Source organism: Streptomyces sp. NPDC048462, assembly GCF_043200175.1.
Classification (GTDB): domain Bacteria; phylum Actinomycetota; class Actinomycetes; order Streptomycetales; family Streptomycetaceae; genus Streptomyces.
This window is the reverse complement of sequence record NZ_JBICXG010000002.1, coordinates 112,576-134,790: the sequence shown is the minus strand read 5'-3', so window position 1 is coordinate 134,790 and position 22,215 is coordinate 112,576. Positions and strand designations below refer to the sequence as shown.

At 72.2% G+C, this 22,215-nt stretch carries 22 protein-coding genes; 11 read left to right on the top strand and 11 right to left on the bottom strand.

Going from position 1 to position 22,215, the window contains the following annotated elements:
• Positions 1-4 precede the first annotated feature (4 nt).
• The gene (locus ACGFU6_RS03925; RefSeq protein ID WP_393607920.1) at positions 5-1,192 is read left to right on the top strand and encodes a GDSL-type esterase/lipase family protein; all 1,188 of its coding nucleotides are present in this window, start codon (positions 5-7) and stop codon (positions 1,190-1,192) included.
• Between the two features lie 31 nt (positions 1,193-1,223).
• A complete protein-coding gene (locus ACGFU6_RS03920) occupies positions 1,224-1,910 on the top strand; it encodes a ThuA domain-containing protein (protein WP_393607919.1) in 687 nt (228 codons plus the stop codon).
• A gap of 53 nt (positions 1,911-1,963) precedes the next feature.
• Here ACGFU6_RS03920 and ACGFU6_RS03915 read toward each other — a convergent pair whose 3' ends face one another.
• From ACGFU6_RS03915 to xylB, 3 genes are all read right to left on the bottom strand, one after another.
• Positions 1,964-2,806, bottom strand: coding sequence for a hypothetical protein (locus tag ACGFU6_RS03915; RefSeq protein WP_393607918.1), 843 nt, complete (start codon positions 2,804-2,806; stop codon positions 1,964-1,966).
• Positions 2,803-4,077, bottom strand: coding sequence for a VWA domain-containing protein (locus tag ACGFU6_RS03910; protein ID WP_393607917.1), 1,275 nt, complete (start codon positions 4,075-4,077; stop codon positions 2,803-2,805). Before ACGFU6_RS03910 ends, ACGFU6_RS03915 begins: the two co-directional genes overlap by 4 nt.
• 68 nt (positions 4,078-4,145) lie before the next feature.
• The gene (gene xylB / locus ACGFU6_RS03905; protein ID WP_393607916.1) at positions 4,146-5,639 is read right to left on the bottom strand and encodes a xylulokinase; all 1,494 of its coding nucleotides are present in this window, start codon (positions 5,637-5,639) and stop codon (positions 4,146-4,148) included.
• 312 nt (positions 5,640-5,951) lie between these two features.
• Here xylB and xylA point away from each other — a divergent pair, with 312 nt between their 5' ends.
• Positions 5,952-7,121 carry a xylose isomerase gene (gene xylA, locus ACGFU6_RS03900; RefSeq protein WP_393607915.1) on the top strand — a complete coding sequence of 390 codons (1,170 nt, stop codon included), beginning with the start codon at positions 5,952-5,954 and terminating at the stop codon, positions 7,119-7,121.
• A 58-nt stretch (positions 7,122-7,179) separates the two neighbouring features.
• Here the strand turns inward: xylA and ACGFU6_RS03895 are convergent, their stop codons facing one another.
• From ACGFU6_RS03895 to ACGFU6_RS03880, 4 genes are all read right to left on the bottom strand, one after another.
• Entirely contained in the window at positions 7,180-8,424 is a 1,245-nt protein-coding gene (locus ACGFU6_RS03895; RefSeq protein WP_393607914.1) for an ROK family protein, read from the bottom strand.
• A gap of 104 nt (positions 8,425-8,528) precedes the next feature.
• A complete protein-coding gene (locus tag ACGFU6_RS03890) occupies positions 8,529-9,098 on the bottom strand; it encodes a DUF305 domain-containing protein (RefSeq protein WP_393608356.1) in 570 nt (189 codons plus the stop codon).
• A gap of 92 nt (positions 9,099-9,190) precedes the next feature.
• On the bottom strand, positions 9,191-9,838 hold the full coding sequence (locus ACGFU6_RS03885) for a DUF3105 domain-containing protein (RefSeq protein ID WP_393607913.1): 648 nt from the start codon (positions 9,836-9,838) through the stop codon (positions 9,191-9,193).
• Between the two features lie 258 nt (positions 9,839-10,096).
• Positions 10,097-10,522 (bottom strand): hypothetical protein, encoded by a 426-nt coding sequence (locus ACGFU6_RS03880; protein WP_393607912.1) that lies wholly within the window; start codon positions 10,520-10,522, stop codon positions 10,097-10,099.
• Between the two features lie 112 nt (positions 10,523-10,634).
• On the opposite strand from ACGFU6_RS03880, the gene ACGFU6_RS03875 reads away from it, so the two are divergent.
• Positions 10,635-11,582: a phospholipid scramblase-related protein gene (locus ACGFU6_RS03875; RefSeq protein ID WP_393607911.1), complete on the top strand. Its 948-nt coding sequence runs from the start codon at positions 10,635-10,637 to the stop codon at positions 11,580-11,582.
• Between the two features lie 75 nt (positions 11,583-11,657).
• On the opposite strand, the gene ACGFU6_RS03870 is transcribed toward ACGFU6_RS03875, so the two are convergent.
• Both ACGFU6_RS03870 and ACGFU6_RS03865 read right to left on the bottom strand, forming a co-directional pair.
• Positions 11,658-13,004 carry a uracil-xanthine permease family protein gene (locus ACGFU6_RS03870; protein WP_393607910.1) on the bottom strand — a complete coding sequence of 449 codons (1,347 nt, stop codon included), beginning with the start codon at positions 13,002-13,004 and terminating at the stop codon, positions 11,658-11,660.
• An 8-nt stretch (positions 13,005-13,012) separates the two neighbouring features.
• A complete protein-coding gene (locus ACGFU6_RS03865; protein WP_393607909.1) occupies positions 13,013-14,137 on the bottom strand; it encodes an aryl-sulfate sulfotransferase in 1,125 nt (374 codons plus the stop codon).
• Between the two features lie 117 nt (positions 14,138-14,254).
• Between ACGFU6_RS03865 and ACGFU6_RS03860 the strand changes: the two genes are divergently transcribed.
• A complete protein-coding gene (locus ACGFU6_RS03860) occupies positions 14,255-14,833 on the top strand; it encodes a helix-turn-helix domain-containing protein (protein WP_393607908.1) in 579 nt (192 codons plus the stop codon).
• Between the two features lie 32 nt (positions 14,834-14,865).
• On the opposite strand, the gene ACGFU6_RS03855 is transcribed toward ACGFU6_RS03860, so the two are convergent.
• Positions 14,866-15,624, bottom strand: coding sequence for a VOC family protein (locus ACGFU6_RS03855; protein ID WP_393607907.1), 759 nt, complete (start codon positions 15,622-15,624; stop codon positions 14,866-14,868).
• 138 nt (positions 15,625-15,762) lie between these two features.
• On the opposite strand from ACGFU6_RS03855, the gene ACGFU6_RS03850 reads away from it, so the two are divergent.
• Positions 15,763-17,463 carry an FUSC family protein gene (locus ACGFU6_RS03850; RefSeq protein WP_393607906.1) on the top strand — a complete coding sequence of 567 codons (1,701 nt, stop codon included), beginning with the start codon at positions 15,763-15,765 and terminating at the stop codon, positions 17,461-17,463.
• Positions 17,460-17,966 (top strand): MarR family winged helix-turn-helix transcriptional regulator, encoded by a 507-nt coding sequence (locus tag ACGFU6_RS03845; protein ID WP_123530764.1) that lies wholly within the window; start codon positions 17,460-17,462, stop codon positions 17,964-17,966. The genes ACGFU6_RS03850 and ACGFU6_RS03845 overlap by 4 nt, the downstream gene beginning before the upstream one ends.
• Here the strand turns inward: ACGFU6_RS03845 and ACGFU6_RS03840 are convergent.
• Positions 17,914-18,711 carry an IclR family transcriptional regulator gene (locus ACGFU6_RS03840; protein ID WP_393607905.1) on the bottom strand — a complete coding sequence of 266 codons (798 nt, stop codon included), beginning with the start codon at positions 18,709-18,711 and terminating at the stop codon, positions 17,914-17,916. The genes ACGFU6_RS03845 and ACGFU6_RS03840 overlap by 53 nt on opposite strands.
• A 502-nt stretch (positions 18,712-19,213) precedes the next feature.
• Between ACGFU6_RS03840 and ACGFU6_RS03835 the strand changes: the two genes are divergently transcribed.
• Genes ACGFU6_RS03835 through ACGFU6_RS03820 form a run of 4 tightly spaced genes read left to right on the top strand, consistent with a single transcriptional unit; the run spans position 19,214 to position 22,215 of the window.
• The gene (locus tag ACGFU6_RS03835) at positions 19,214-20,848 is read left to right on the top strand and encodes an ATP-binding protein (RefSeq protein ID WP_393607904.1); all 1,635 of its coding nucleotides are present in this window, start codon (positions 19,214-19,216) and stop codon (positions 20,846-20,848) included.
• Positions 20,845-21,252 carry a roadblock/LC7 domain-containing protein gene (locus ACGFU6_RS03830; RefSeq protein WP_024494673.1) on the top strand — a complete coding sequence of 136 codons (408 nt, stop codon included), beginning with the start codon at positions 20,845-20,847 and terminating at the stop codon, positions 21,250-21,252. Before ACGFU6_RS03835 ends, ACGFU6_RS03830 begins: the two co-directional genes overlap by 4 nt.
• A complete protein-coding gene (locus ACGFU6_RS03825) occupies positions 21,249-21,620 on the top strand; it encodes a DUF742 domain-containing protein (RefSeq protein ID WP_123530758.1) in 372 nt (123 codons plus the stop codon). The genes ACGFU6_RS03830 and ACGFU6_RS03825 overlap by 4 nt, the downstream gene beginning before the upstream one ends.
• Entirely contained in the window at positions 21,601-22,215 is a 615-nt protein-coding gene (locus ACGFU6_RS03820; RefSeq protein WP_123530756.1) for an ATP/GTP-binding protein, read from the top strand. Before ACGFU6_RS03825 ends, ACGFU6_RS03820 begins: the two co-directional genes overlap by 20 nt.

The window sequence follows — 22,215 nt, the reverse complement described above, 5'->3', positions numbered from 1 at the left end:
AGACATGCAGACCGAAACAGACTGGATCACCACACCCATCACCGCCGGCCTCCTGCGCGGGGCGCTCGACCTGGAGCGCACCGAGCACGGGCTGCGCCCGCACCGGCTTCCCGCCCGCGCCCGCGCGCAGTGCGCGGACGGGCAGCTGGCGATGGCGGAGGCCCAGCCGTCCGGGGTGCGGCTGGTGTTCCGTACCGGAGCCTGCGTGATCGAGCTGGACGCGCTGCGCACCAAGACCGCCTACGAGGGCGCTCCGCCCCGCCCCGACGGTGTGTACGACCTGCTCGTCGACGGCCGCCTCACCGGGCAGGGGAGCGTGACCGGCGGCAACGTCCTCGTGGTCGACATGACCGCAGGGACCGCACGGACACGACCGGGGCCGGTCGGCACCGTACGCTTCCCGGACCTGCCCGAGGGCATCAAGGACGTCGAGATCTGGCTGCCGTACAACGAGGCCACCGAGCTCGTCGCCCTGCGCACCGACGCCCCCGTCGAGCCCGCACCGGACCGGGGCCGCAAGGTGTGGCTGCACCACGGCAGTTCGATCAGCCACGGCTCCGACGCCGCGAGCCCCACCACCACCTGGCCCGCACTCGCCGCATCGCTCGGCGGGGTGGAGCTGGTCAACCTGGGCCTGGGCGGCAGTGCCCTGCTCGACCCGTTCACGGCACGGGCGATGCGCGACACCCCCGCGGACCTGATCAGCGTCAAGATCGGCCTCAACCTCGTCAACGCCGACCTGATGCGGCTGCGGGCCTTCACCCCGGCCGTGCACGGCTTCCTCGACACCGTCCGAGAGGGGCACCCCACCGCGCCGCTGCTGGTCGTCTCGCCCCTCCTGTGCCCGATCCATGAGGACACCCCGGGCCCGAGCATGCCGGACTTCAGCAACCTCGCTGAGGGAAGGCTCCAGTTCAAGGCCATGGGCGACCCTGCGGAACGGGCCGCCGGAAAGCTGACGCTCAACGTCATCCGGGAGGCACTGAGCGGCCTCGTCGAGCAGCGCTCCGCCGACGACCCGAACATCTACTACCTCGACGGCCGCAGCCTGTACGGCGAGCAGGACTTCGCCGAACTGCCGCTGCCGGACCAGCTCCACCCGGACGCCGCCACCCACCGGCGCATGGGCGACCGCTTCGCGGCGCTCGCCTTCGCCCCCGACGGCCCGTTCGCAGCCGAACGCCTCTCCTGACAGCCCCCGGCCCGCGCACCCGGAGCAGCCGATGCAGCCACCCAGCCCTCCCCGAGCCCGGCCTCCGCGCGTCCTCGTCTTCACGCGGACGACGGACTACCGCCACGACTCGATCCCCGACGGGGTCGCCGCGTTCCGGGCCCTCGGTGCGGAGCACGGCTTCTGCGTCGACGCCACCGAGCAGCCAGGGGTGTTCGCCGACGGGCTGCACCCGTACGCGGCGGTGGTCTTCCTCTCCACCAGCGGGGAAGTCCTCACACCCGCCGCACGTGCGGGACTCCACGCCTACTGCGCGGCGGGCGGCGGCTTCATGGGGGTGCACGCGGCGGCCTGCACCGAGTACGACTGGCCGTTCTACGGAGAGCTGCTGGGCGCCCGGTTCGACCGGCACCCAGAGTTCCAGCCGGCCACCCTGGTGATCGAGGACCATCAGCACCCGGCCACCGCGCACCTGGCCGGCACATGGGACTTCAGCGACGAGTGGTACGAGTTCCGGGAGAACCCGCGCGGCCGGGTACGGGTGCTGGCCTCGGCCGATTCGTCGTCCTACGAGGGGGCCGAGGGGGAAGGGCACCCGCTCGTCTGGACGCACGAGCACGGCGGGGCCCGGGTGTTCTACACCGCCCTCGGGCACGCCGGTGAGGCCTACGCCGACCCGGCCTTCCGCGCCCATCTCCTGGGCGGACTGCGCCATGTGATGCGCCTGACCCCGGCCTGAGGGTCCCGGTCCGCCGGCCGGCCCGTGGTTCCGGACCGGCCGACGGCGCTGCGTCACATGCCCGGCGGCACCCGGGAGGGGCGGCCGCCGCCGCGGGTCAGCGAGTAGCCGAAGACGGCCGCGAACGCGCCCAGCACCCCGCCGCCGACGGTCCACAGCCAGCGGTCGGTCCACCAGCCGGAGGCCCAGCCGTCCTCGGGCTCACCGGCGAGCGGGACCGGGGCGGCCGATGCGCCGTCGGTGGAGGCCTGGTCGTCCGACGCCTGGTCGGCCGTGGACACACCGGGCACCAGCGGCTTGGAGAGCGTGCCGTCGACGTCCCCGGCACCGCCCTTCCCGGCCGACGTGACCTCGACCTCGGTCCGCACCGGCAGACCGAGATCCGACGAGGGCAGATCGACGACGGTGAGGCGGACGTAATAGCTGCCGGGCAGCGGGTCGTTGGCCCACGGCTCGGACCAGGCCCGGACGGTACGCAGGACACACGTCAGCTCGACCGTGGTGGCATCGGCGGCGGCCTTGCCGGTCTGCTTGCCGTACATGCAGGCCTGGCGGCGGCGCAGCCCGTCGTACACGTCGACCTGCCAGGTCGAGACGCCGTGCCGGGTGGCTGCCTCGGGCAGGGTGACCTTCGCCTTGACGGTGGCCCGCTGGCCCGCGTCGGCCGGGAACACCCAGTACAGGTAGTCGCCCGTGGAGCCGCCCGCGGTGGCGGTCTGGTTCTGCTGGATCGCGGTGGCGGTACGGAAGGCGGTGCCCGCCTCCGTGGGTCCTGAGCCGTCGCCGGAGGCGCTGGGGCTCGGTGACGGGTCGTCCGCGACGGCGGCTCCGGCCCCGGTCAGCAGGGCGAGGCCGGTCAGCAGCGCGCCCGCGAGCACACGTGTCGTACGGATCATCGGTTGGTCCTCCAGACGGCGATGCGCCAGCGCGAGATCCAGCCGGTCAGCAGGCCCGCGACCAGTCCGGTGAGGACGAGCACGCCGAGCAGCCACCAGCCGCGGCCGAGACCGAACGCGGCGACGTCGGCCGCGTTGTCGGGCCCGTCCACCACGTCGATGGTCAGCTCGACCGGCATGCCGGGCGAGGTCTTCACCGAGGCGGGCGCCGAGAAGGAGTTGCTGACCTGGAGGCAGACGGTCTCCGGGACCGGCTCCTCGTCGTCATCGTCCTGCTCGGGCCTCGGGTAGCGCAGTCCGGACGAGATGGCGTCGGTGCGCCCGGTGCCGGACTCGGAGCCTCTGACGATCTCCCGGCCGTGCACGGTCACCGCGCGCAGCAGCGTGCCGTAGTCGTTGTTCACCGCGCGGTCCGCGAAGACGCTGGCCGAGGCGCGCAGTTCCTGGCCGGGCAGCACTTCCACCCGGTACCAGCGGTGCTCGCCGATCTTCTCGCGGTCGGTGTACAGGCCCGGCTTCAGCTTGGGGGCGTCGGTGCAGCCGGCCGTGCCCTCGGTCGCCACGGGGGTGACGACGGGCTCCGCCGCCCGGTCGACCAACTGCGTGACCCGGCCGGAGAGTTCGTCGGTGTGCTGGACGGCGGTGTAGGTGCCGCCGGTGGCCTCCGCGATGCAGGTCAGCTGCTTGCGGATCTTCTCGTTCGGCACCAGGCCGAGGGTGTCGATGACCAGGTGGATGCCGCGCGCCGCGATGTCGCGGGCGACCTCGCACGGGTCGAGCGGTCCGCAGGTGTCCTCGCCGTCGCTGATCAGCACGATCCGGCGGGTGGAGTCGCCGCCCTCCAGATCGTCGGCGGCGCCCAGCAGCGCCGGGCCGATCGGGGTCCAGCCGGTGGGGGCGAGGGTGGCGACCGCGGTCTTGGCCTCGGTGCGGTCCAGCGGGCCGACCGGGTAGAGCTGCTTGGTGTCCTTGCAGCCGACCTTCCGGTCGTCGCCCGGGTAGTCGGCGCCGAGGGTGCGGATACCGAGCTGCACCTGCTCGGGCACCGCGTCCAGGACCTCGTTGAACGCCTGCTTCGCCGCGGTCATCCGGGACTGGCCGTCGATGTCGCGGGTCCGCATGGAACCGCTGACATCGAGCACCAGCTCGACCTTGGGGGACGCTTTCGTGGGGGTTTCATCGGCTGCGGCGGGGAGGGCCGAGCCGAGCCCGGCGGTCAGGGTGGCGAGCAGAATACCCACCCCGACCGTCAGCCTTCTTCTTATGATCATCGCCGGATAGTAGTGAACATCAGTTCGCTATCCAAAACGGGTCGCTGACGGTCCGTCGGCGCTCGCGCTCAGTGCCGTGGACGGTCCGCGCCCAGCAGCGGTCCGGCCGCCCGGTCCAGTACCGAGCCGATCCGGTCCCAGGTGGTCAGGTCCCGTTCCACCGCGGCCAGTTGCCGGTCCTCGCCGGTCCGCCAGTCGGTGGCGACGGCGACCGGGTCCGTGCCCGTCGCGGCCGAGGCGGCGAGGGCCGCCGCGCCCAGCGCGACGAGTTCGCCGCTCGCGGGTACGGTCACCGGGCGCCCGGACAGCCGCCGTACGGTCTCCACCCACTGCGCCCCCTGAGCGCCGCCGCCGATCAGCAGCAGCGGACGGGCGGCCACCTCGGGGTCGGCCGGGTCGAGCCCACAGGCCCGCAGCAGTTCGTCGAGCGCGCGCAGCACGGTGAAGACCGCGCCCTCGTAGGCGGCGCCCAGCAGTTGCTGGGGGGTGGTGTCGTGCCGCAGGCCGGTGAGGAGGCCGGCGGAGGTGGGCAGGTCGGGGGTGCGCTCGCCGTCCAGGTAGGGCAGGAGCACGGCCTCGCCGCCGGGTGCGGCGTCGGAGCGGTCCAGGCCGAGCAGGGCGGCGACCTTGTCGACGGCGAGCGTGCAGTTCAGGGTGCAGGCCAGTGGGAGGTACGTACCGTCGGCCGCGGCGAAACCCGAGAGCGCGGGGGAGGCAGGCCTGGTCCGGGAGGCGGCGAAGACGGTGCCCGAGGTGCCGAGGCTGAGCACCGGGTGGTCCAGGAGCCCGGCGCCGCCGAGCCCGAGGCCGACGGCGGCGCTCATGTTGTCCCCGGTGCCCGCGGCGACGGCGATCCCGGCGGGCAGGCCGAGCGCCCCGGCCGCGTCGGCGGTCAGTGAGCCGACGCGGGCCGCGCCGCTCGGGGCAACCTCGGGGAGCATCGCGGGCTCGATGGAGAGGAGTTCGAGCAGCTCGGGGTCGTAGGTGCCGGTGGCCGTGGAGTACCAGCAGGTGCCGGAGGCGTCACCGGGATCGGTGACGGCGCGGCCGGCGAGCCGCTCGGTCAGGAAGTCGTGGGGCAGCCGGATCGCCGAGGTCGCCGCGGCGGTGGCCGGTTCGTTCTCCCGCAGCCACTGCCACTTCGACGCCGTCATCGCGGCCACCGGTACCGATCCGGTGCGCGCGGTCCAGGCCTCGGCCCCGCCCAGGGCTTCGGTGAGGGCGGCGGCCTGGGGGGCGGAGCGGGTGTCGTTCCACAGGAGCGCCGGGCGCAGCGGACGGCCGTCCGCGTCCAGGACGACGAGGCCGTGCTGCTGGCCCGCCACGGCGATCCCGGCGACGGCGGCCGCCTGGACGCCGGACTCCTTGAGGCCGGCGGCGACCGCGTCCCGCAGCGCCTGCCACCACACCTCGGGGTCCGTCTCGCGGGCCCCGGCCTCACCGGTGACGACATGAGGGGCGCGGCCGACGGCGAGCAGCCGTCCGGTCGCGATGTCGACGAAGGCCGCTTTGGTGGACTGGGTGGAGCTGTCCACACCGATGACGACGGTATGCGGCGGCATGGCTGACCTCATTCTCTGGCCTCAGGGATCGGTCCCGCGCCGTGGGATGCCGGGGCACCGCCCTGCGGGTATTTGATCGTACGGAGAACAAATTAGGTGATCGAACGGGCTGGGAACAGGGGGTGGGGTGGCTTTCCGTCGAAGGGTCCAGCGGATGGTCGCACGGGTGTTCGCGTGAGGGATTGGGTATGAGGCCGAGTCGGGGGGTTACGTCGCCGGGGCGCTCCGTGCATGATTAGTCATGACACTGAACAAATTGAGGTTCGGCCGCCCGACCGGCTGCGGACCCATGGCACCGAAGGCGGTTGGACCATGACCGAACGTTTCACCCCCACCCCGCAGGACAAGTTCACCTTCGGCCTGTGGACCGTGGGCTGGCAGGGGCGCGACCCGTTCGGTGACGCGACCCGGGAGGCGATCGACCCGGTCGACTCCGTGCAGCGGCTCGCGGAGCTCGGCGCTTACGGTGTGACGTTCCACGACGACGACCTGATCCCGTTCGGCTCGACGGACTCCGAGCGCGAGGGCATCGTGAAGCGGTTCCGCCAGTCGCTGGACGCGGCCGGTCTCAAGGTGCCGATGGCGACGACGAACCTGTTCACGCATCCGGTGTTCAAGGACGGCGGGTTCACGTCCAACGACCGTGACGTGCGCCGGTTCGCGCTGCGCAAGGTGATCCGCAACATCGATCTGGCCGTCGAGCTGGGCGCCGAGACGTATGTGGCCTGGGGTGGGCGTGAGGGTGCGGAGTCCGGTGGTGCGAAGGACATCCGGCTCGCGCTGGACCGGATGAAGGAGGCCTTCGACCTGCTCGGCGAGTACGTCACCGAGCAGGGCTACGGTCTCCGCTTTGCCATCGAGCCCAAGCCGAACGAGCCGCGCGGCGACATCCTGCTGCCGACCGTCGGGCACGCGCTGGCCTTCATCGAGCGCCTGGAGCGCCCCGAGCTGTACGGCGTGAACCCCGAGGTCGGCCACGAGCAGATGGCCGGGCTCAACTTCGCCCACGGCATCGCGCAGGCCATCTGGGCGGGCAAGCTGTTCCACCTGGACCTGAACGGCCAGTCCGGTATCAAGTACGACCAGGACCTCCGCTTCGGCGCCGGCGACCTGCGCCAGGCCTTCTGGCTCGTCGACCTGCTGGAGACGGCCGGCTACGAGGGCCCGCGCCACTTCGACTTCAAGCCGCCGCGGACCGAGGACTACGACGGCGTCTGGGCCTCGGCCGCGGGCTGCATGCGCAACTACCTGATCCTCAAGGACCGGGCCGCCGCCTTCCGTGCCGACCCGGCCGTCCAGGACGCGCTGCGCGCCTCCCGGCTGGACGAGCTGGCGCAGCCCACCGCCGCGGACGGTGTGGCCGGGCTGCTGGCCGACCGCACCGCCTACGAGGAGTTCGACGTGACGGCCGCGGCCGAGCGCGGCATGGCGTTCGAGGCCCTGGACCAGCTGGCGATGGACCACCTGCTCGGCGTCCGCTGACCCGCCGCGGGGGCGGACGCGCACACCCGGCGCGTCCGCCCCCGCGTCGTGCGGACCCTCAGGCCGTACCCCGGCCCGCGTACGCCACCGGGTCCGCGAGCACGTCCGTCATGACCAGGGCCGCCGCACCCCGGGCCGCGTCACCCGCGACCGAGGAGGCGCGCAGCCGGCCGCTGCCCGGGGACCACAGCCCGGACACGACCCGGTCCGTCAGCTCCTCGTCGACGGGCGGCGACAGCCACGGCATCAGGTTCCGGTAGATCCCGCCGAGCACCACGGCGTCGGGGTCCAGCAGGTTCACCGCGCCGGACAGCACCCGGCCCAGCATCCGGCCCGCCCCGGCGACCGCGGCGACCGCCCGCTCCTCGCCCGCCCGGGTGCGCCGCTCCAGCTCGGCGACCCCGATGCCGCTGCCGGTCTCCTCGATCCCGGCCGCCCGCAGGAGCGCCGCCTGGCCCGCGTACTGCTCCAGGCAGCCGCGTGAACCGCACCGGCACTGCGGCCCCTGCGAGTCAACCACCACGTGCCCGATCTCACCGGCGAAGCCGTGCGCACCGCGCAGCAGCTCGCCGTTGATGACCAGGGCGCCGCCGACGCCGATCTCGCCGGTCAGGTACAGGAAGCTCCGGATCCGCTCCAGCCCGCCGAACCACAGCTCGGCCAGCGCCGCGAGATTGGCCTCGTTCTCCGAACTCACGGTCAGCGCCTCGTGGCCCGGCCGCTCGGCGGCCAGCGCGGCCGCGAACAGCTCCTGCGCCGGGACCTGGTTCCAGCCCAGGTTCGGGGCCTGGCGCACCGCGCCGCCCGAGACCAGACCGGGCAGTGCCAGTGCGACCCCGACCGGGAACAGCTCCTGCTCGCCCGCCGACTCCAGGGTCCGCGCGGCGATCCTGGCCGCCCGCGCCAGCACCTCGGCGGGTGGCGCGCCCCGGTTGTCGAGGTGCTCGGTGAGCCGGACCCGGCCGGTGCCGGCCAGGTCGACGACGCACACCGACACATAGTCGATGTTGACCTCGACGCCGAGCCCGGCCGGACCGGTCCGGGCCATCTTGAGCGCGGTGCCGGGCCGGCCCGCCTGACCGCTGAACGTCTTGCCCGACTCCGTGAGGAACCCGCTGTCGAGCAGCTGCTCGACGAGCGAGGACACGGCGGCCCGGGTCAGCCCTACCCGCGCGGCGACCCCGGCCCGGGTCGCCTCGCCCTCGCCCTCTTCGCGGACGGCTCGCAGCACGAGGCTGAGGTTGCTGCGCCGGACGGTGTCCTTGTCGGCCTTGGGCCCCAGCGGCGTGAGGTTGCTCTTCATATCGGTGCCGAGCCTATGCGATCCCGTACGCCCGTACGGTCCGGATGCGGTGGACCGCGGCCCCGGACACGCCCTGCTCAAGAGGCGTGTCCGGGGCCGGCGGTTCAGCCGGCGGCCCCGCGCTCCTCGAGCATGTCCGCCATGACCGCGATCTCCGAGCGCTGGCCCAGCACCATCCCCGAGGCGAGGTTCCTGATCTCGTCGGTTCCCGCGGCGGCAGCGGCGGCCTGTGCCATGTCCGCGCCGGCCCGGTGGTGCGCCGTCATCAGCCGCAGGAACCGCACCTCCGCGTCCCTGCCCTTCGCCCCGCGCAGCGCGTCGAGTTCCGCGTCGGTCGCCATGCCGGGCATCAGCGCCCCGTCGCCGCGCGGGGTGACGGTGTGGCCCATCCACTCCATGGGCGGGCCGGGCGAACTCTTCGCACGGCCCCACATCTCCAGCCAGCCCAGCATCATGCCGCGCTGGTTGGCCTGGGTGTTGATGATGTCGAACGCGAGCCGGCGCACCGCCACGTCGGTGGTGCGGTCCCGGACGATGAACGACATCTCGACCGCCTGCTGGTGGTGGACCGACATGTCACGGGCGAACCCCACGTCCGCCGAGGTCTCGGCCGGAGCGGACACCGCCGCCTTCCCGGCCGGTGCCGGTGCCGAGGCGGAGGGGCGGGCCAGCATGAGCGCGACCAGGGCCAGTGCGAGCAGCAGCAGCGCGCCGCCGGCCAGCACCAGCGGGCGGGACGCCCGCGCCGCGGACCGGGCCGAGGGGGTCACTTGGCGACTCCGCCACCGCACGCGGCACCGGGCTCGGGGGTCTGCGGGCCCTGGACGTACTTCGTGAAGAACTGCGCGACCCGGGCGTCGGAGGCGCTGGTCACGGTCACCTGCTTGCCCCAGGCGCTGAGCATCAGCGGGGCCGCCTGGTCCTCGACGGGACTCATCAGGGAGTACGGGGTGGCCGAGACCCGCTCACCGAGCTTCTTGACGTCGGCGGGCTTCGCCTTGCCGTTGTACGTGACCCAGACGGCGCCGTGCTCCAGCGAGTGGACGGCGTTCTCCTTCGGTATCGCGTCGGTGTAGACGTCGGCGTCGCAGTTCATCCACACCGGGTTGTGGTCGCCGCCGACCGGCGGGTTCATCGGGTAGTCGACCTTCTTGTCGACGTGCTCGCGCGCGAGCTTGTCCCAGTTCTTCTCGCCCTTGACGGGCGAGGACTTGGCGGCCGTCTCGGCCTTGTCCTGCTTGTCCGCGCGGTTCATCAGATAGCCGCCGCCCGCGACGAGGCCGGCCAGGACTGCGACGGCGGCGGTGATCGTGACGATGCGGCTGCGGCGCTCGCGGGCCCGCTCCTTGCGGCGGGCCTCCTCCAGCTTGGCGCGGCGGGCGTTGGCAGGCGTGTGCTTCTTGGCGGAGGCCATGGTGGGTCCTCTGGTTCGGTGAGCCGGACGGATTGCGGGCAGGCGGAAGCGTCCCCGGAGAGACCGGGGGACGGCCCTTGTGGCCTTTCGGAAGGCCTGGGGGCTTTCGTTTGGATCAGGCCGGATCAGGGAGCGGTGTCCGGTGCGTGCGGCTGCGAGGCGGAGGAGGGAGTGAATGCGGAGCATTGGCGACCGACGACAACGCCGCAGATGTGCGTGCCGGACACCGCGAGCCCGGCATGATCCAAACGAGAGGCCCTAGATCCGTTGAACCTGGAGGGTCAGATGGTCCACGTCGCCGGCGGCGTCGTTGGTGGGGCCCCGGATACCGGCGGCCCCGGCCGGGGAACCCGCCGGAAGGACGGCGGTCGCGGAGGGGAGCGCGGCCGGGGCGGGCGGGGACGGCAGCAGGACCGGCGTCGCGTCGTCGGGTGCGACGTGGCAGGAACTCCCGGTGCCCCGGTCCCGCGGGGCGTCGGCCACCACGACCCGCGCCGCGACGGCGGTGACCGGGGTGAAGGACCGGAAGGCGATGAGGGGGGCGGTCTCGTGCTGCGTACCGTCGGACCGCGCGGACGCGAGCGAGCAGCACGACGCCACGGAGAGCAGCACCAGCAGCCAGCCGAGCAGCATGGGGACGCGGGCGCCGCGCACCCGGACGGTCCGTCCGCTCAGCCTGTTCATCCCGGACATCCTAGCGGTGTGTGAACTTTCAAATGAGTGCGATGCGGGATCGGAAGCTGTGGATGTGCGGGGAGGGGGTCCCGCCGACGGCGTGGCGGGATAGTGTGCCCCGGTGACAACGCACTCGAACGTATCTGCGGGATGGTATCCGGATCCGCACGGCGCGCCCCAGCTGCTGCGCTACTGGGACGGCTCCCAGTGGACCGAGCACACCAACCCGGCGGGCGGGCAGCAGACTCCGGCCCAGGGCCAGGCCCCCGCCCAGGCGCAGGTGCCGCAGCAGGCCCCGCAGCACAACCAGCCGCAGGCGGCCCAGCAGCAGTACGGCCGGCAGCAGGCCCCCGCCCAGCAGCAGTACCAGCAGCAGGCGGCCCCGCAGCACCAGCAGCAGGCCCCTGCCCAGCAGGCCGCGATGCCGCAGCAGGGTGCTCACCCTCAGCAGGGCGGCGGTCCGGGTGCGGGCTCGCTCTTCAACCAGCAGGTCCTGGTGGTGAACCAGAAGGCCAAGCTGATCGAGGTCACCAACGAGTACAGCGTCTTCGACCAGCACGGCAACACTGTCGGCTCGGTCGTCGAGGTCGGTCAGAGCGCGCTCCGCAAGGTGGTGCGGTTCCTCAGCAGCATCGACCAGTACATGACTCACCGTCTTGAGATCCGTGACGCCTACGGTCAGCCGCAGCTGCTGCTCACCCGTCCGGCGAAGTTCATCAAGTCCAAGGTCATCGTCCAGCGCCCCGACGGGCAGCCGGTCGGCGAGATCGTCCAGCAGAACGCCATCGGCAAGATCAACTTCGCGATCATGGTCGACGGGCAGCAGGTCGGCGCGATCAAGGCGGAGAACTGGCGTGCCTGGAACTTCGCGATCGTCGACCACAACGACGCCGAGATAGCCCGGATCACCAAGACCTGGGAAGGTCTCGCCAAGACGCTGTTCACCACGGCGGACAACTACGTGCTGCAGATCCACTACCAGCTGCCCGAGCCCCTGCTGAGCCTGGTGGTCGCCACGGCGCTGACCGTGGACACCGCCCTCAAGCAGGACTCCCGAGGCCTCGGCTGAGCCGCGAACCCGCACGCGAGAGCGCCCGCGCCCCCTCACCCGACACGGTGAGGGGGCGCGGGCGCTCTGCCGCGTTCAGTCCGCAGGGTGCTCCGGCTTCGCGTCCGGCGGCCCCAGCCTGGCGAACACCGCCGCCAGGATCACCGCCGCCAGCGCCCCGGCGGCCACGCCGCTGCCGAAGACGGTCCGGGCCCACACCGGCATCCCCGCGTACATCTCGGGAGCGAAGACCGGCAGCAGCCCGACGCAGAGCGCGAGCGCGACCACGATGCCGTTGGTGCCGTGCGTGAGGTCCTCGCGGCTGAGCATGCCGAACCCCATCGTCGCGATCACCGCGTAGATGATCAGCCCCGCCGCGCCGACCACCGGCTCCGGGATCGCCGCGAGCAGCCGGGTGAGCGGTGTGATGAGCCCGCACAGGATCAGCAGCACCCCCGCGCCCGCGGTGACGAACCGGCTGCGCACCCGGGTGAGCTGGACGATGCCGATGTTCTCCGCGCTGGTCACCATCAACGAGGTACCGAAGACCCCGGCGCCCAGCGAGGTCACGGCGTCCGCGCGGGAGATCCGCGGGACGTCCCGGGCCGGGTCGGGGGTCCGTCCCACCGCCTCGCTGTTCAGGACGGTCTGCCCGGTCGCCTCGGCCAGCGAGGCGAGCGCGAACACCAGCAGCGGTACCGCTGCCAGCAGGTCGAAATGCGGGGTGCCGTACGGGAACGGGTCGGGCAGCGCGAACGTACTGCCGTGCGCCATGTGGAACGCCGTACCGCTCACCGCGGCGACGACCGTTCCTCCCACGAGACCGAAGAGCACCGACATCTGCCGCCAGACACCGCGCATGAACAGGAAGAACAGGGCGATGATGCCGAGCGTGGCGAAGCCGAGCCCCGGTCCCGAGGCGATCATCGGCGCGGTGATCTTGATCATGTTGATCCCGATCAGGACCACCGTGGTGCCCATCACCAGAGGCGGGAAGAACCGCACCAGCCGTCCGTAGAGCGGCAGCACGGCGATCAGGAAGACCGCCGCGATCAGTACCGAACCCGAGGCGGTGGCGGGCCCGTGCTCCTTGGCGACCTGGAGGAAGATCGCCACCGCCGCACCGCCGGGCAGCATCAGGAACGGCAGCCGGGCGCCGACGCGCAGCGCCCGTACGCCCAGCGACTGGAGCAGTGCGCCGATGCCGCAGAGCACGAGCGTGGCGCTGAGCAGCGACGCGGTCTGGGACGCGGTCAGGGACAGCGTCGTGCCGATCAGGATCACCGAGGAGACGGGGGCGGCCACCCCGGCCAGCAGGTGCTGGAACGCGAGCGGAACCAGCCGGGGGAGCGGGAGCCGCTCGTCGACGGGCGCGACGGAGGGGGCCGGTGCGGCGGCGGCGGTCGTGTCGGGGGCGGCCGTTTCGGGGACGGGGGAGGCCATGGTCCGGCTCAGCCCTTCGGGCCGTCGAGCCAGGGGAGTTCCCCGGCCGAGTAGCGGTAGGAGCGGAACACGGCGTTGGGCTCGGACGGGAACAGCTTGCGCACTTCTTCTTCCCTGTAGCCGCCGAAGAACGGCACGATGTACTCCCAGCACAGATAGCCGTCCTGGGTCACCTCGAAGAGCCGTCCGGCCGGGGAGTCCGTCACGAGCGTGTTCCCGTTCGGCAGCCGCTGGGCGCTGCCCATGAACGGGGCGAAGAACGACTCGCGTGCCGGGTCGTGGTACTCCCAGACAATGGTGCCACTCGACCGCTCGATCTCGATGACCCGGCTGAACGGCACGTCCCAGCGCGGGCGGAAGACGCCGTTGTCGAAGACCAGGAAGTTGCCGTTCTCCAGCTCGGTCGGGCAGTGCTGCTGCGATACGACCCCGGGCTCGCTGCGCCAGATGATCTCGCCGGTCTCCCGGCTGATGACGATCACGGCTGAGGCCGAGCGCAGGCTCGCCAGGATGTTGCCGTCGCTCGTCGGCAGCACGCTGTTGATCAGCGGGTAGTGCTCGCGCGAGTAGTCGGGGTGCAGGGGGAACGCCTCGCGGTCGAGGTGCTCGGAGACCTTCCACTCCCAGACCGTGCGGCCCTCGGCGTCCACCTCGACGATGGTGTCCGCCCAGACCGTGCCGTCCGGCTCCGAGCCGGGGACCCCGCCCCGGACCGAGGCGGCGGCCTCGCCGGTCAGCGGCTCCAGCGCCGCGTACAGCAGCCGGCCGTCGCCGTAGTGGTACGCGTCGTGGTGCTGGTAGCGGTCGCGGTGCTCGCGCACGACGGTGCCGTCCGGGGTGATCTCCTGCATGATCCCGCCGCGGTACTTGTGCCACATCGGGAAGAGCGCCGGCTCGTCCGGGAGGACGCCGCTGTACGCGAGGTTGCCGTTGGGCAGGATCCTGGCGTGCCGTCCCGGCCGGTGCGGGAGGTTCCACCGGTGGACGACCTCGCCGCGCATGTCGACGAGATACACCTCGCCGCTGCCGGTCAGCGGGGCGAAGAGGGTGTATCCGCCGTAGGAGGCCTCCTCGTCCAGGGCTATGAGCCCGGTGCCGCGGCGCCGTCGCTGGTTCTGGTCCACGAGGGGCATGGATCGGTCCTCCCGGTTAACTTTATTAGGTGGGACTTAAAAGATTAACCGGCCCGGTAGGCTGCTGACTGCCCCGCCGGCTGTGGTGTGCGGCACGCGGGACACGGAGTGAGTGAGATGAGCGAGGCGGACACGCCCCTGGTCGGCCCGGGAATTCGCCGACGGCGCCGCGCCCTTGAGCTGACCCTCGCGGAGGTCGCGCGGCGGGCCGGGCTCTCCACGCCCTTCCTCAGCCAGATCGAGAACGGCCGCTCCCGGCCGAGCATGGGTTCGCTCCAGCGCATCGCGGACGCGCTCGACACGACCGCGGTCCAGCTGCTGGCCACGGCGGAGGCGCCCCGGCCCGTCGATGTGGTGCGCGGCGCCTCCGCGTCCGTGCGGGAGACCGGTGCGGAGGGTGGCGACGGCCTGATGCGCCCACTGGTCCGCGGCCACCAGCGCCTGCACGCCCTGGAGTTCACCGGGGACCACGACTGGGGCCGCGAGTTCAGGCACCGCAACGACGAGATCCTGTACGTCGCGGACGGCGGGGCCGAGGTCGAGGCGGACGGCAACTTCTACCGCCTGGAGCGGGGTGACACGCTCTACTGTGCGGGCGGCCTCGTCCACCGCTGGCGCCCGATCGAACCCGGCACCCGGGTCCTGGTCGTCGGCATCGCGGACCACGTACAGGCGACGGACGAGCAGACCGGCTGACGAGGCCGCGCCGGCCGGTCTGCCTGTCGGGGCTACCCTTCCAGGCAGTGCACGCCGAACACGGCGCCCTGGGGGTCCCTGACCACGGCGATCCGCGGGCCCTGCGGAATGGTCGTGGGCGGCATCAGCAGTTCGCCGCCGGCCCCCTTCGCCGCTTCGGCGCTCGCGTCCACGTCCGCCACGACGAAGTACGGCAGCCAGTGCGGCGGCACCTCGGGCGGGAACTTCTCGTCCATCGTCAGCACACCGCCGAAGTCCGCCCCGTCGACGCCCCACTGCGGGTACGACTCCGAGGCGCTGACCGTCCAGCCGAACACGGCCGGATAGAAGGTGAGCGCCGGTCCGGCATCGCGGGTGACGAGCTCGGCCCAGCCCAGCGCGCCCGGGTCGTTGAACAGGTCGGAGCCCGCGAACGCGCGCCCCTGCCACAGCGAGAACACCGCGCCCGAGGGGTCCGCGGCCACCGCGAACCTGCCCTGGTCGAAGATGTCCATCGGGCCGACCAGCAGTGAACCGCCCGCCGCTGTCACCTTCCCGGCCGAGGAGTCCACGTCCCCGGTGGCGAAGGAGACCGTCCAGGCCGGGGGCTGCCCCGGCTGGTAGACGGGGCTGAGCGCGGCGACGCGGGACTCCCCGAGGTGAGCCATCGTGTAGCCGCCCGCCTCCTCGCGCGGATCGGTCTCGCACCGCCAGCCGAAGAGCCTCTCGTAGAACGACTTGGCCGCCGGGACGTCCGAGGTGCTCAGTTCGATCCAGCAGGGACCACCGGGCACCGGTGCCGTGAGTTTCATTCGGATTCCTCCGCGCCTGTCTCGTTCCGTGCGATTGCACTGCCGGTGTGAACGCTATGGCCGTGCACGGCGGCGGGCCATCGGGGCGAGATCCCGATCCAAGTGTTTTATAGGTGTAATACCTGCTAACGTATTTGAGTGAGCGATACAACTGCACGACCGCGCAGGCAGCCCTCCGTCCACCGGCTCCCGCTGGCGGCACCCCTGCGGCTGGCCCGGCCCTCGGACATGTGGCTCAAACCGGCGTCCAGCGTGGTCGTGGCGACCGCGATACCCAACCTGGTGCTGTTCTCCGTCGACCGCCTCGACCTGGTGATGTACACGATGGCCGGCTCGCTCTGCGCGCTGTACGGCCACAGCCTGCCGTACGCGCGGCGCGCCAGGTCCGTCGCCGGGGTCGTCCTCGGGATGCTCGCCGGACTGGCGGTGTCCCTGATCACCGCGTCCCTGACCGGTTCGACCGCCGTCCTGATCGCCGTCGGCGCGCTCCTGGCGGCCGGGCAGAAGCTGTTCTGCGACGCGACCCGGATCGGGCCCCCCGGACCGCTGATCTTCACCTTCGTCAGCTCCGCCGCCCTGTTCGCCCCGCAGCACCTGGGACAGGTGCCCGGCCACCTCGCCCTGACCCTCGGCGCGGGCGCGGTCTCCTGGCTGGTCACCGTCGCCGCTCCCGCGCTCGTGCGCCGCGAAGGGCCCGAGCGCCACGCGACCGCCCGCGCCCTGAACGCGGCCGCGGCCCACGCCGCCGACCCCGGCCACGGCACCCGGCGCGCCGCGGTCGCCTCGGTGCACGCGGCCTGGCAGACCCTCCTCGCCGCCGGACGCCCCACCCCCGTACGCCGTGCGCTGGAACGCCTCGTGGTGCACGCGGAGGCCGCGCTCGCCGCCGACGGGGGAGCCCCCGCCACTACCGACCCCGCCGTGCTGCGTGACTGGGCCGCCCGGACCCGGGCCCGCGGACCTTTGCCCACCCCGCCGGCCGCCCCCGGAACAGCCGCCGAACTCTTCGGCATCGAAGCCGAACGCGCGGTACTGCGACCCACCGGCCCCGGCGAGGCGCGCCGCGCGCTGCTCCGCCGTCTCGGCCCCGGATCTCCGCTGCTGCCCATCGCGGCCCGTGCCCTCATCGGCTGCGCCCTGGCCGGCTACGTCTCGTCGGCCGTCGGCGTCGGCCGCCCCTACTGGGCGATCGTCACCGCCGCCTCCCTCTACCAGGCCAACGTCACGCTCTCCTGGAACCGGACCCTCCAGCGCACCGTCGGCAACCTCATCGGCGTCCTGGTCTTCGCGGCGGTGCTCCCGGTCGCCCGGACCGGCCCGCTGGCCCTGATCGGCTTCTGCCTCTTCTTCAGCTTCGCCGCCGAGGCACTGATCACGCGTAACTACTGGCTCGGCTCCGTCGCCGTGACCCCGATGGCCCTGCTGGTCCTGGAGTACGCCGGAAGCCACCCGGCCGGTCAGCTCATCGGTGACCGGGTCCTGGACACCGTCATCGGCGCCTCGGCCGGATTCCTCGCCGCGATGCTCGTCACCAACCGGCGCGCCGCGGGCCGGGTCGAAGCGGCGCTCGCCGCCGCCGAACTGGCCCGCGCCCACGCCGTACAGACCCTCGCCGCCCCCGGCCGGGGCCCCGCCGCGCTCGATGCCGCCCGCCGCAGGCTCACCGGATCCCTGGTCGAGCTGCGCGACGCGGACGACACGGCGGCCGGCGAATGGTGGCAGCGCGACCTGCCCCAGGAGGAGGTACTCGCCGCCGAGCAGGCCGGACACCGTACGCTCGCGGCGACAGCAATGCGGCAGGGGCTGATCGCCCCGGCCCCGGAGAACGGAGCGGTGTGACCGACGACATCGTCGCCTCGGTGGTACGGCAGTGGCGGGCAGTCAACCCGGAGCTCGACACCGGGCCCATGGAGCTCATCGGCCGGATCAACCGCTGCGCCGCCCTGCTCCAGCAGGCCGAGGACGCCCCGCTGCGGGCGGCGGGGCTGAGCCGCGCCGAGTTCGACCTGCTCGGCGCGGTGCGCCGCACCGACCGCGAACTCACCCCCGGCGAACTCGCCAGGGAGACGTTCTCCTCCGGCGCGGCCGTGACCAAACGCCTCCGGGTCCTCCAGGAGCGCGGCCTCATCGACCGCCGCAGCGACGCCCGCGACCGCCGGGTCGCACACGTGCGGCTCACCGACGAGGGCCGCGCCCTCGTCGACGGACTGCTGCCGCAGCAGCTGGCCTACGAACGCGCGGTGCTCTCCGGACTCGACGCGGAGTCCAGGGACCGGCTCAGCGCGCAGCTCAGCGAGCTCCTGGTACAGCTGGAGGGGCGCATCGGCGGGGCCCGCCGCTGACCTGCCGGAGCACGGCGGACCGCCGCAGCTCCCCGGCGTGGCGCACCAGTGCGGCGTCGTCGCCCCGGTCGGCGGGTGCGCAGGCCGTCAGCGCGAGCAGGTCCCGCCGGCCGGCGCCGGCCAGCGGGACGGCGACCGTGTGCATGCCCGGCACCGGCCGGCCCCGGCCGACCGCGTATCCGCTCGCGCGGATCTCCGCCAGCTCGTCGAGCAGCGCCGACCGTGAGCCGTCCGGTCGGCCGTCCCCGTCCAGCCGCTCCAGCGGGTAGAGGGCGCAGACCTGTTCCGGGGTCATCCGGGAGAGCAGCAGCCTGCCGCCCGAGGTGGCGTACGCGGGGTAGGTGCGGCCCGTCTCCGGCACGACCCGCACCGGCTGCCGGGACTCGCGGCCGTCGGTGACGAGGATCCGGTCCCCGATGAGCGTGACGCTCTGCACGGTCTCGCCGGTGCGCCGCACCGCGTCGTCCAGTACCGCACCGACCTGTGCCCGGTCCTCGGCGCCGAACCCGGCGGGCCGGCCCAGCGCCATGAGTTCGGGGCCGGGCGAGTAGCCGCGGCCCGAGGCGTCCCGGATCACGAAGCCGCGTCCCTCCAGGGTGCTGAGCACCCGGTGTGCGGTGGAGCGCCCGACGGAGAGCCGGGCGGCCGCGCCGGAGACGGTGAGCGAGTCATCCGTGAGGAACAGCCGCAGCAGCCGCAGCCCGGTGTCGAGTGACTCGATGGTGTAGTCCCGCGTCGGCCCCATGAGATGTCCGTTCCCCTGTTCGTTCGGGCGGCGACCACGCGCTTCACTCGCGTGTCGGTCAGAAATCTGTTCCTTTCGATCCGCTTCGATCGCATGTGCGCCTGTACCGCTCTCCGGTACACAGTGGATCGCCGGCGGAGTCGGCCTGGCCGCCATCCTCCTCAGATCACCTTATCCAACACGGAAGTTGAGTACGGGCCGCGCTGCGGCGCGGAGATGTCCGTCCTTCACTACGGGACGTCGAGGGGTGATTCCTCCGGAATCCGCCACCCCGTCACTCCCCGCGCACGCTCGGAGGCGGTGCGTGCAAAACCCGCGAGTGTATTACCGCTGGAGCGCTCGCGCAGGGGGTTGGGTGAATGTGCCGAAGCACTGTTTCGATCTGACTAAGCTCACGCGCAGTGAAGTCGAGTTGATGCGAATTCGAGCGCTTGTTCCCAACTGCCCTGTAAGCGCTGTACTTCCTGAATACTCCCCCCGAGTCAACCGCCAGAGGTTTTAGATGGTTCGTGTTGAATCACCGCCGATCGACCGAGAAACACCCGTCGTCCGCGCCGTGTTGCTGTCCGTTGTCGCGATGGCGGGCGCGACCGCCGCAGCCGTCGCGCTGGTTTCCGAGGCCGCGCGGATACCAGTCGTCGCGTGCGGCGCTCTCGCCACCGTCGTGGTCGCCGTGCTCACCGCCGAACTGGCCCGCCGCGCCCGGACGATCCGCCGGCAGCGTGCCGAGTTCGAGCACCGCTGCGCGGGCCTGGAACGCCGCCTGGCCAACCACGACGAAGAGACCGTACGGATCAGCAAGGAGCTGCTGCCCGCCGCGATCCACCGGCTCCGGGTGGGCAACTCCCCGGACGAGGTGCTGCGCGACGTCGTGGACGCCGACCCGGTCTACCGGCATCTGCCCGATGCCCAGCGCTCCCTCGTCTACACGGTGCTGGACATCATCGACAACGAGGAGGCGACGCGTGACTCCGCGCAGCGCGCCTTCGTCAACGTCGCCCGCCGGGTCCAGGCGATCGTCCACCGGCAGGCCAGTGAGCTGCGGGAGATGGAGGAGCACCACGGGCGCAACCCCGACGTCTTCGACGACCTGCTCCGCATCGACCACGGCACCGCGCTGATCGGCCGGCTCGCGGACTCCATCGCCGTCCTCGGCGGTGCCCGTCCCAGCCGCCAGTGGCCCAAGCCCGTACCGCTGTTCAGCGTGCTGCGCGGCGCCATGTCGCGCATCCTGGAGTACCCGCGCGTCGATCTGCACTCGATCGCCAAGGTCGCCATCATCGGCACCGCGGTCGAACCGCTCATCCACGCCTGCGCCGAACTCCTCGACAACGCGACCCGGTACTCGCCGCCGCAGACGCGCGTGCACGTCACCGCGGTCGAGGTGCAGACCGGCATCGCCATCGAGATCGAGGACGGCGGCGTCAGCCTCAGCGAGGAGGCCCGCGCACGGGCCGAGAACATGCTCGCCAGGGCCCAGGCCGGCTCCAGCATGAACGACCTCGGCGAGTCCCCGCGGCTCGGCATGGCGGTCGTCGGCCGGCTGTCGCGGATGTACGACCTCCAGGTCTCGCTGCGGCAGTCCGCGTACGGCGGTGTCCGCGCGGTGCTCATCGTGCCCCGCTCGATGATCACCACCGGCCCCGCGCCCGGTATCGCGCACGGCATCGGCGCCACGTCGCGGCCGACCAGCGACATCGACCTCGCGGACATGAAGCACGTCGTTCCGGCCCGCAGCACCCACCGCAAGCCCAGCCCGCTGGGCGCCCGCCCGGTCACCGGTCCGGTGGCACCCGCCACCCGCCCCTCGGCACCGGCCACCCGCCCCTCGGCCCCCGCCAGCCCGGCCATCGCCATGGAGGACGAGCTCCCCGTGGTGACGGAGTGGACCGCCGGCGGACTCCCGCAGCGCCGCAGCCGCGGCCGTGCGCCGCTCGGGTCCCACAACCTCCCCGCGCAGCCCGCAGCCCCCACCGCGGGCCGGACCAACGGCTACGGAAACGGTCACGAGAACGGCAAGGAACCGCCTCCCGGGATCTGGCTGGAGGCGTTCACCAAGGGCGCCAACGGCGTTCCCCGGGACCCCGGGCCCGACGAAGACTCCGATGACGCGTGGGACAAGGGAGACCTGAAGTGATCCAGCAACGGGGCAACATGGACTGGATGCTCAAAGAGCTGGCCGACGACGTTCCGGACATCCACCAGATCGTGGTGCTCTCCGCGGACGGACTGCGCATCGCCCGGCACGGCGGCGACCCCGATGTCGCCGACCGCCTCGCGGCGGCCTGTGCCGGACTGCAGAGCCTGGCCGCCGCCGTCGCCTCGGAGATCCCGTACAGCGACGGCCGGATGCGGCTCGTCGTCATCGAGGTCACCGGCGGCTTCTTCTACCTGATGGCCGCGGGGGCCGGCGCGTATCTCGCCGTGCTCGCCGGTGAGACGGTGGACGCGGGGCTCGTCGGATCGCGGATGCGCGACATGGTCGTACGGATCGGCGCCCATCTGACGAGCCCGCCCCGGCACGACGGGCAGGCCGGATGAGTTCTATCCGACGAGAACGCCGCACGGTCGATCCGGCGCTGAGCGATCCGGAACGGCTCTACGTGATCACCGGCGATCCCGACGGCAGCGAGCGGGCCGCACTCGACCTGGTCACGATGGTGGTCTCGAAGTCACAGCCGACACCAACGGTCCAGCCCGAGCAGGCCGTGATCCTGCGGCTCTGCCAGGCCCCCTTATCCGTCGCGGAGATCTCCGCCTACCTCAGCCTGCCGTTCAGCGTGGTGACCTCGCTCCTCACCGAGCTCCTCGCGACCGAACTGATCGAATCGCGAGCGCCGATCATCCGCGCGACTCTCCCGGACAGGTCCCTCCTCGAAGCGGTGATGCATGGACTTCAGAAACTCTGACACGATCACGGGCCCACGGAGCGAGGACGTCCTGCCCACCACGGCCACCGCCGCGGTGAAGGTCGTGATCGTCGGCGGGTTCGGGGTCGGCAAGACGACGATGGTCGGATCGGTCAGCGAGATCCGGCCACTGACCACCGAAGAGACCATGACCCAGGCCGGCGTCGGCGTGGACGACAACTACGGCGTGGAGAGCAAGACCGCCACCACCGTCGCCATGGACTTCGGCCGGATCAGCATCAGTGAGGAGCTGATCCTCTATCTGTTCGGCACCCCCGGCCAGGAACGCTTCTGGTTCCTCTGGAACGGCCTGTTCGAGGGAGCGCTGGGCGCCGTCGTCCTCATCGACACCCGCCGGCTGGAGGTCAGCTTCGACGTCATCGGACGCCTGGAGGAACGCGGCGTGCCGTTCGTCGTCGCGATCAACACCTTCCCCGACGCACCGAAACACCCCGTCGAGGCCCTGCGCAGCGCGCTGGACCTGCCCGACGAGGTCCCGATGGTCGACTGCGACGCCCGGCTGCGCCCCTCCAGCCGCGATGTGCTGATGACCCTGATGCGGTATCTGCACAGCGCGGCCGTTCCGCTCGGCTGA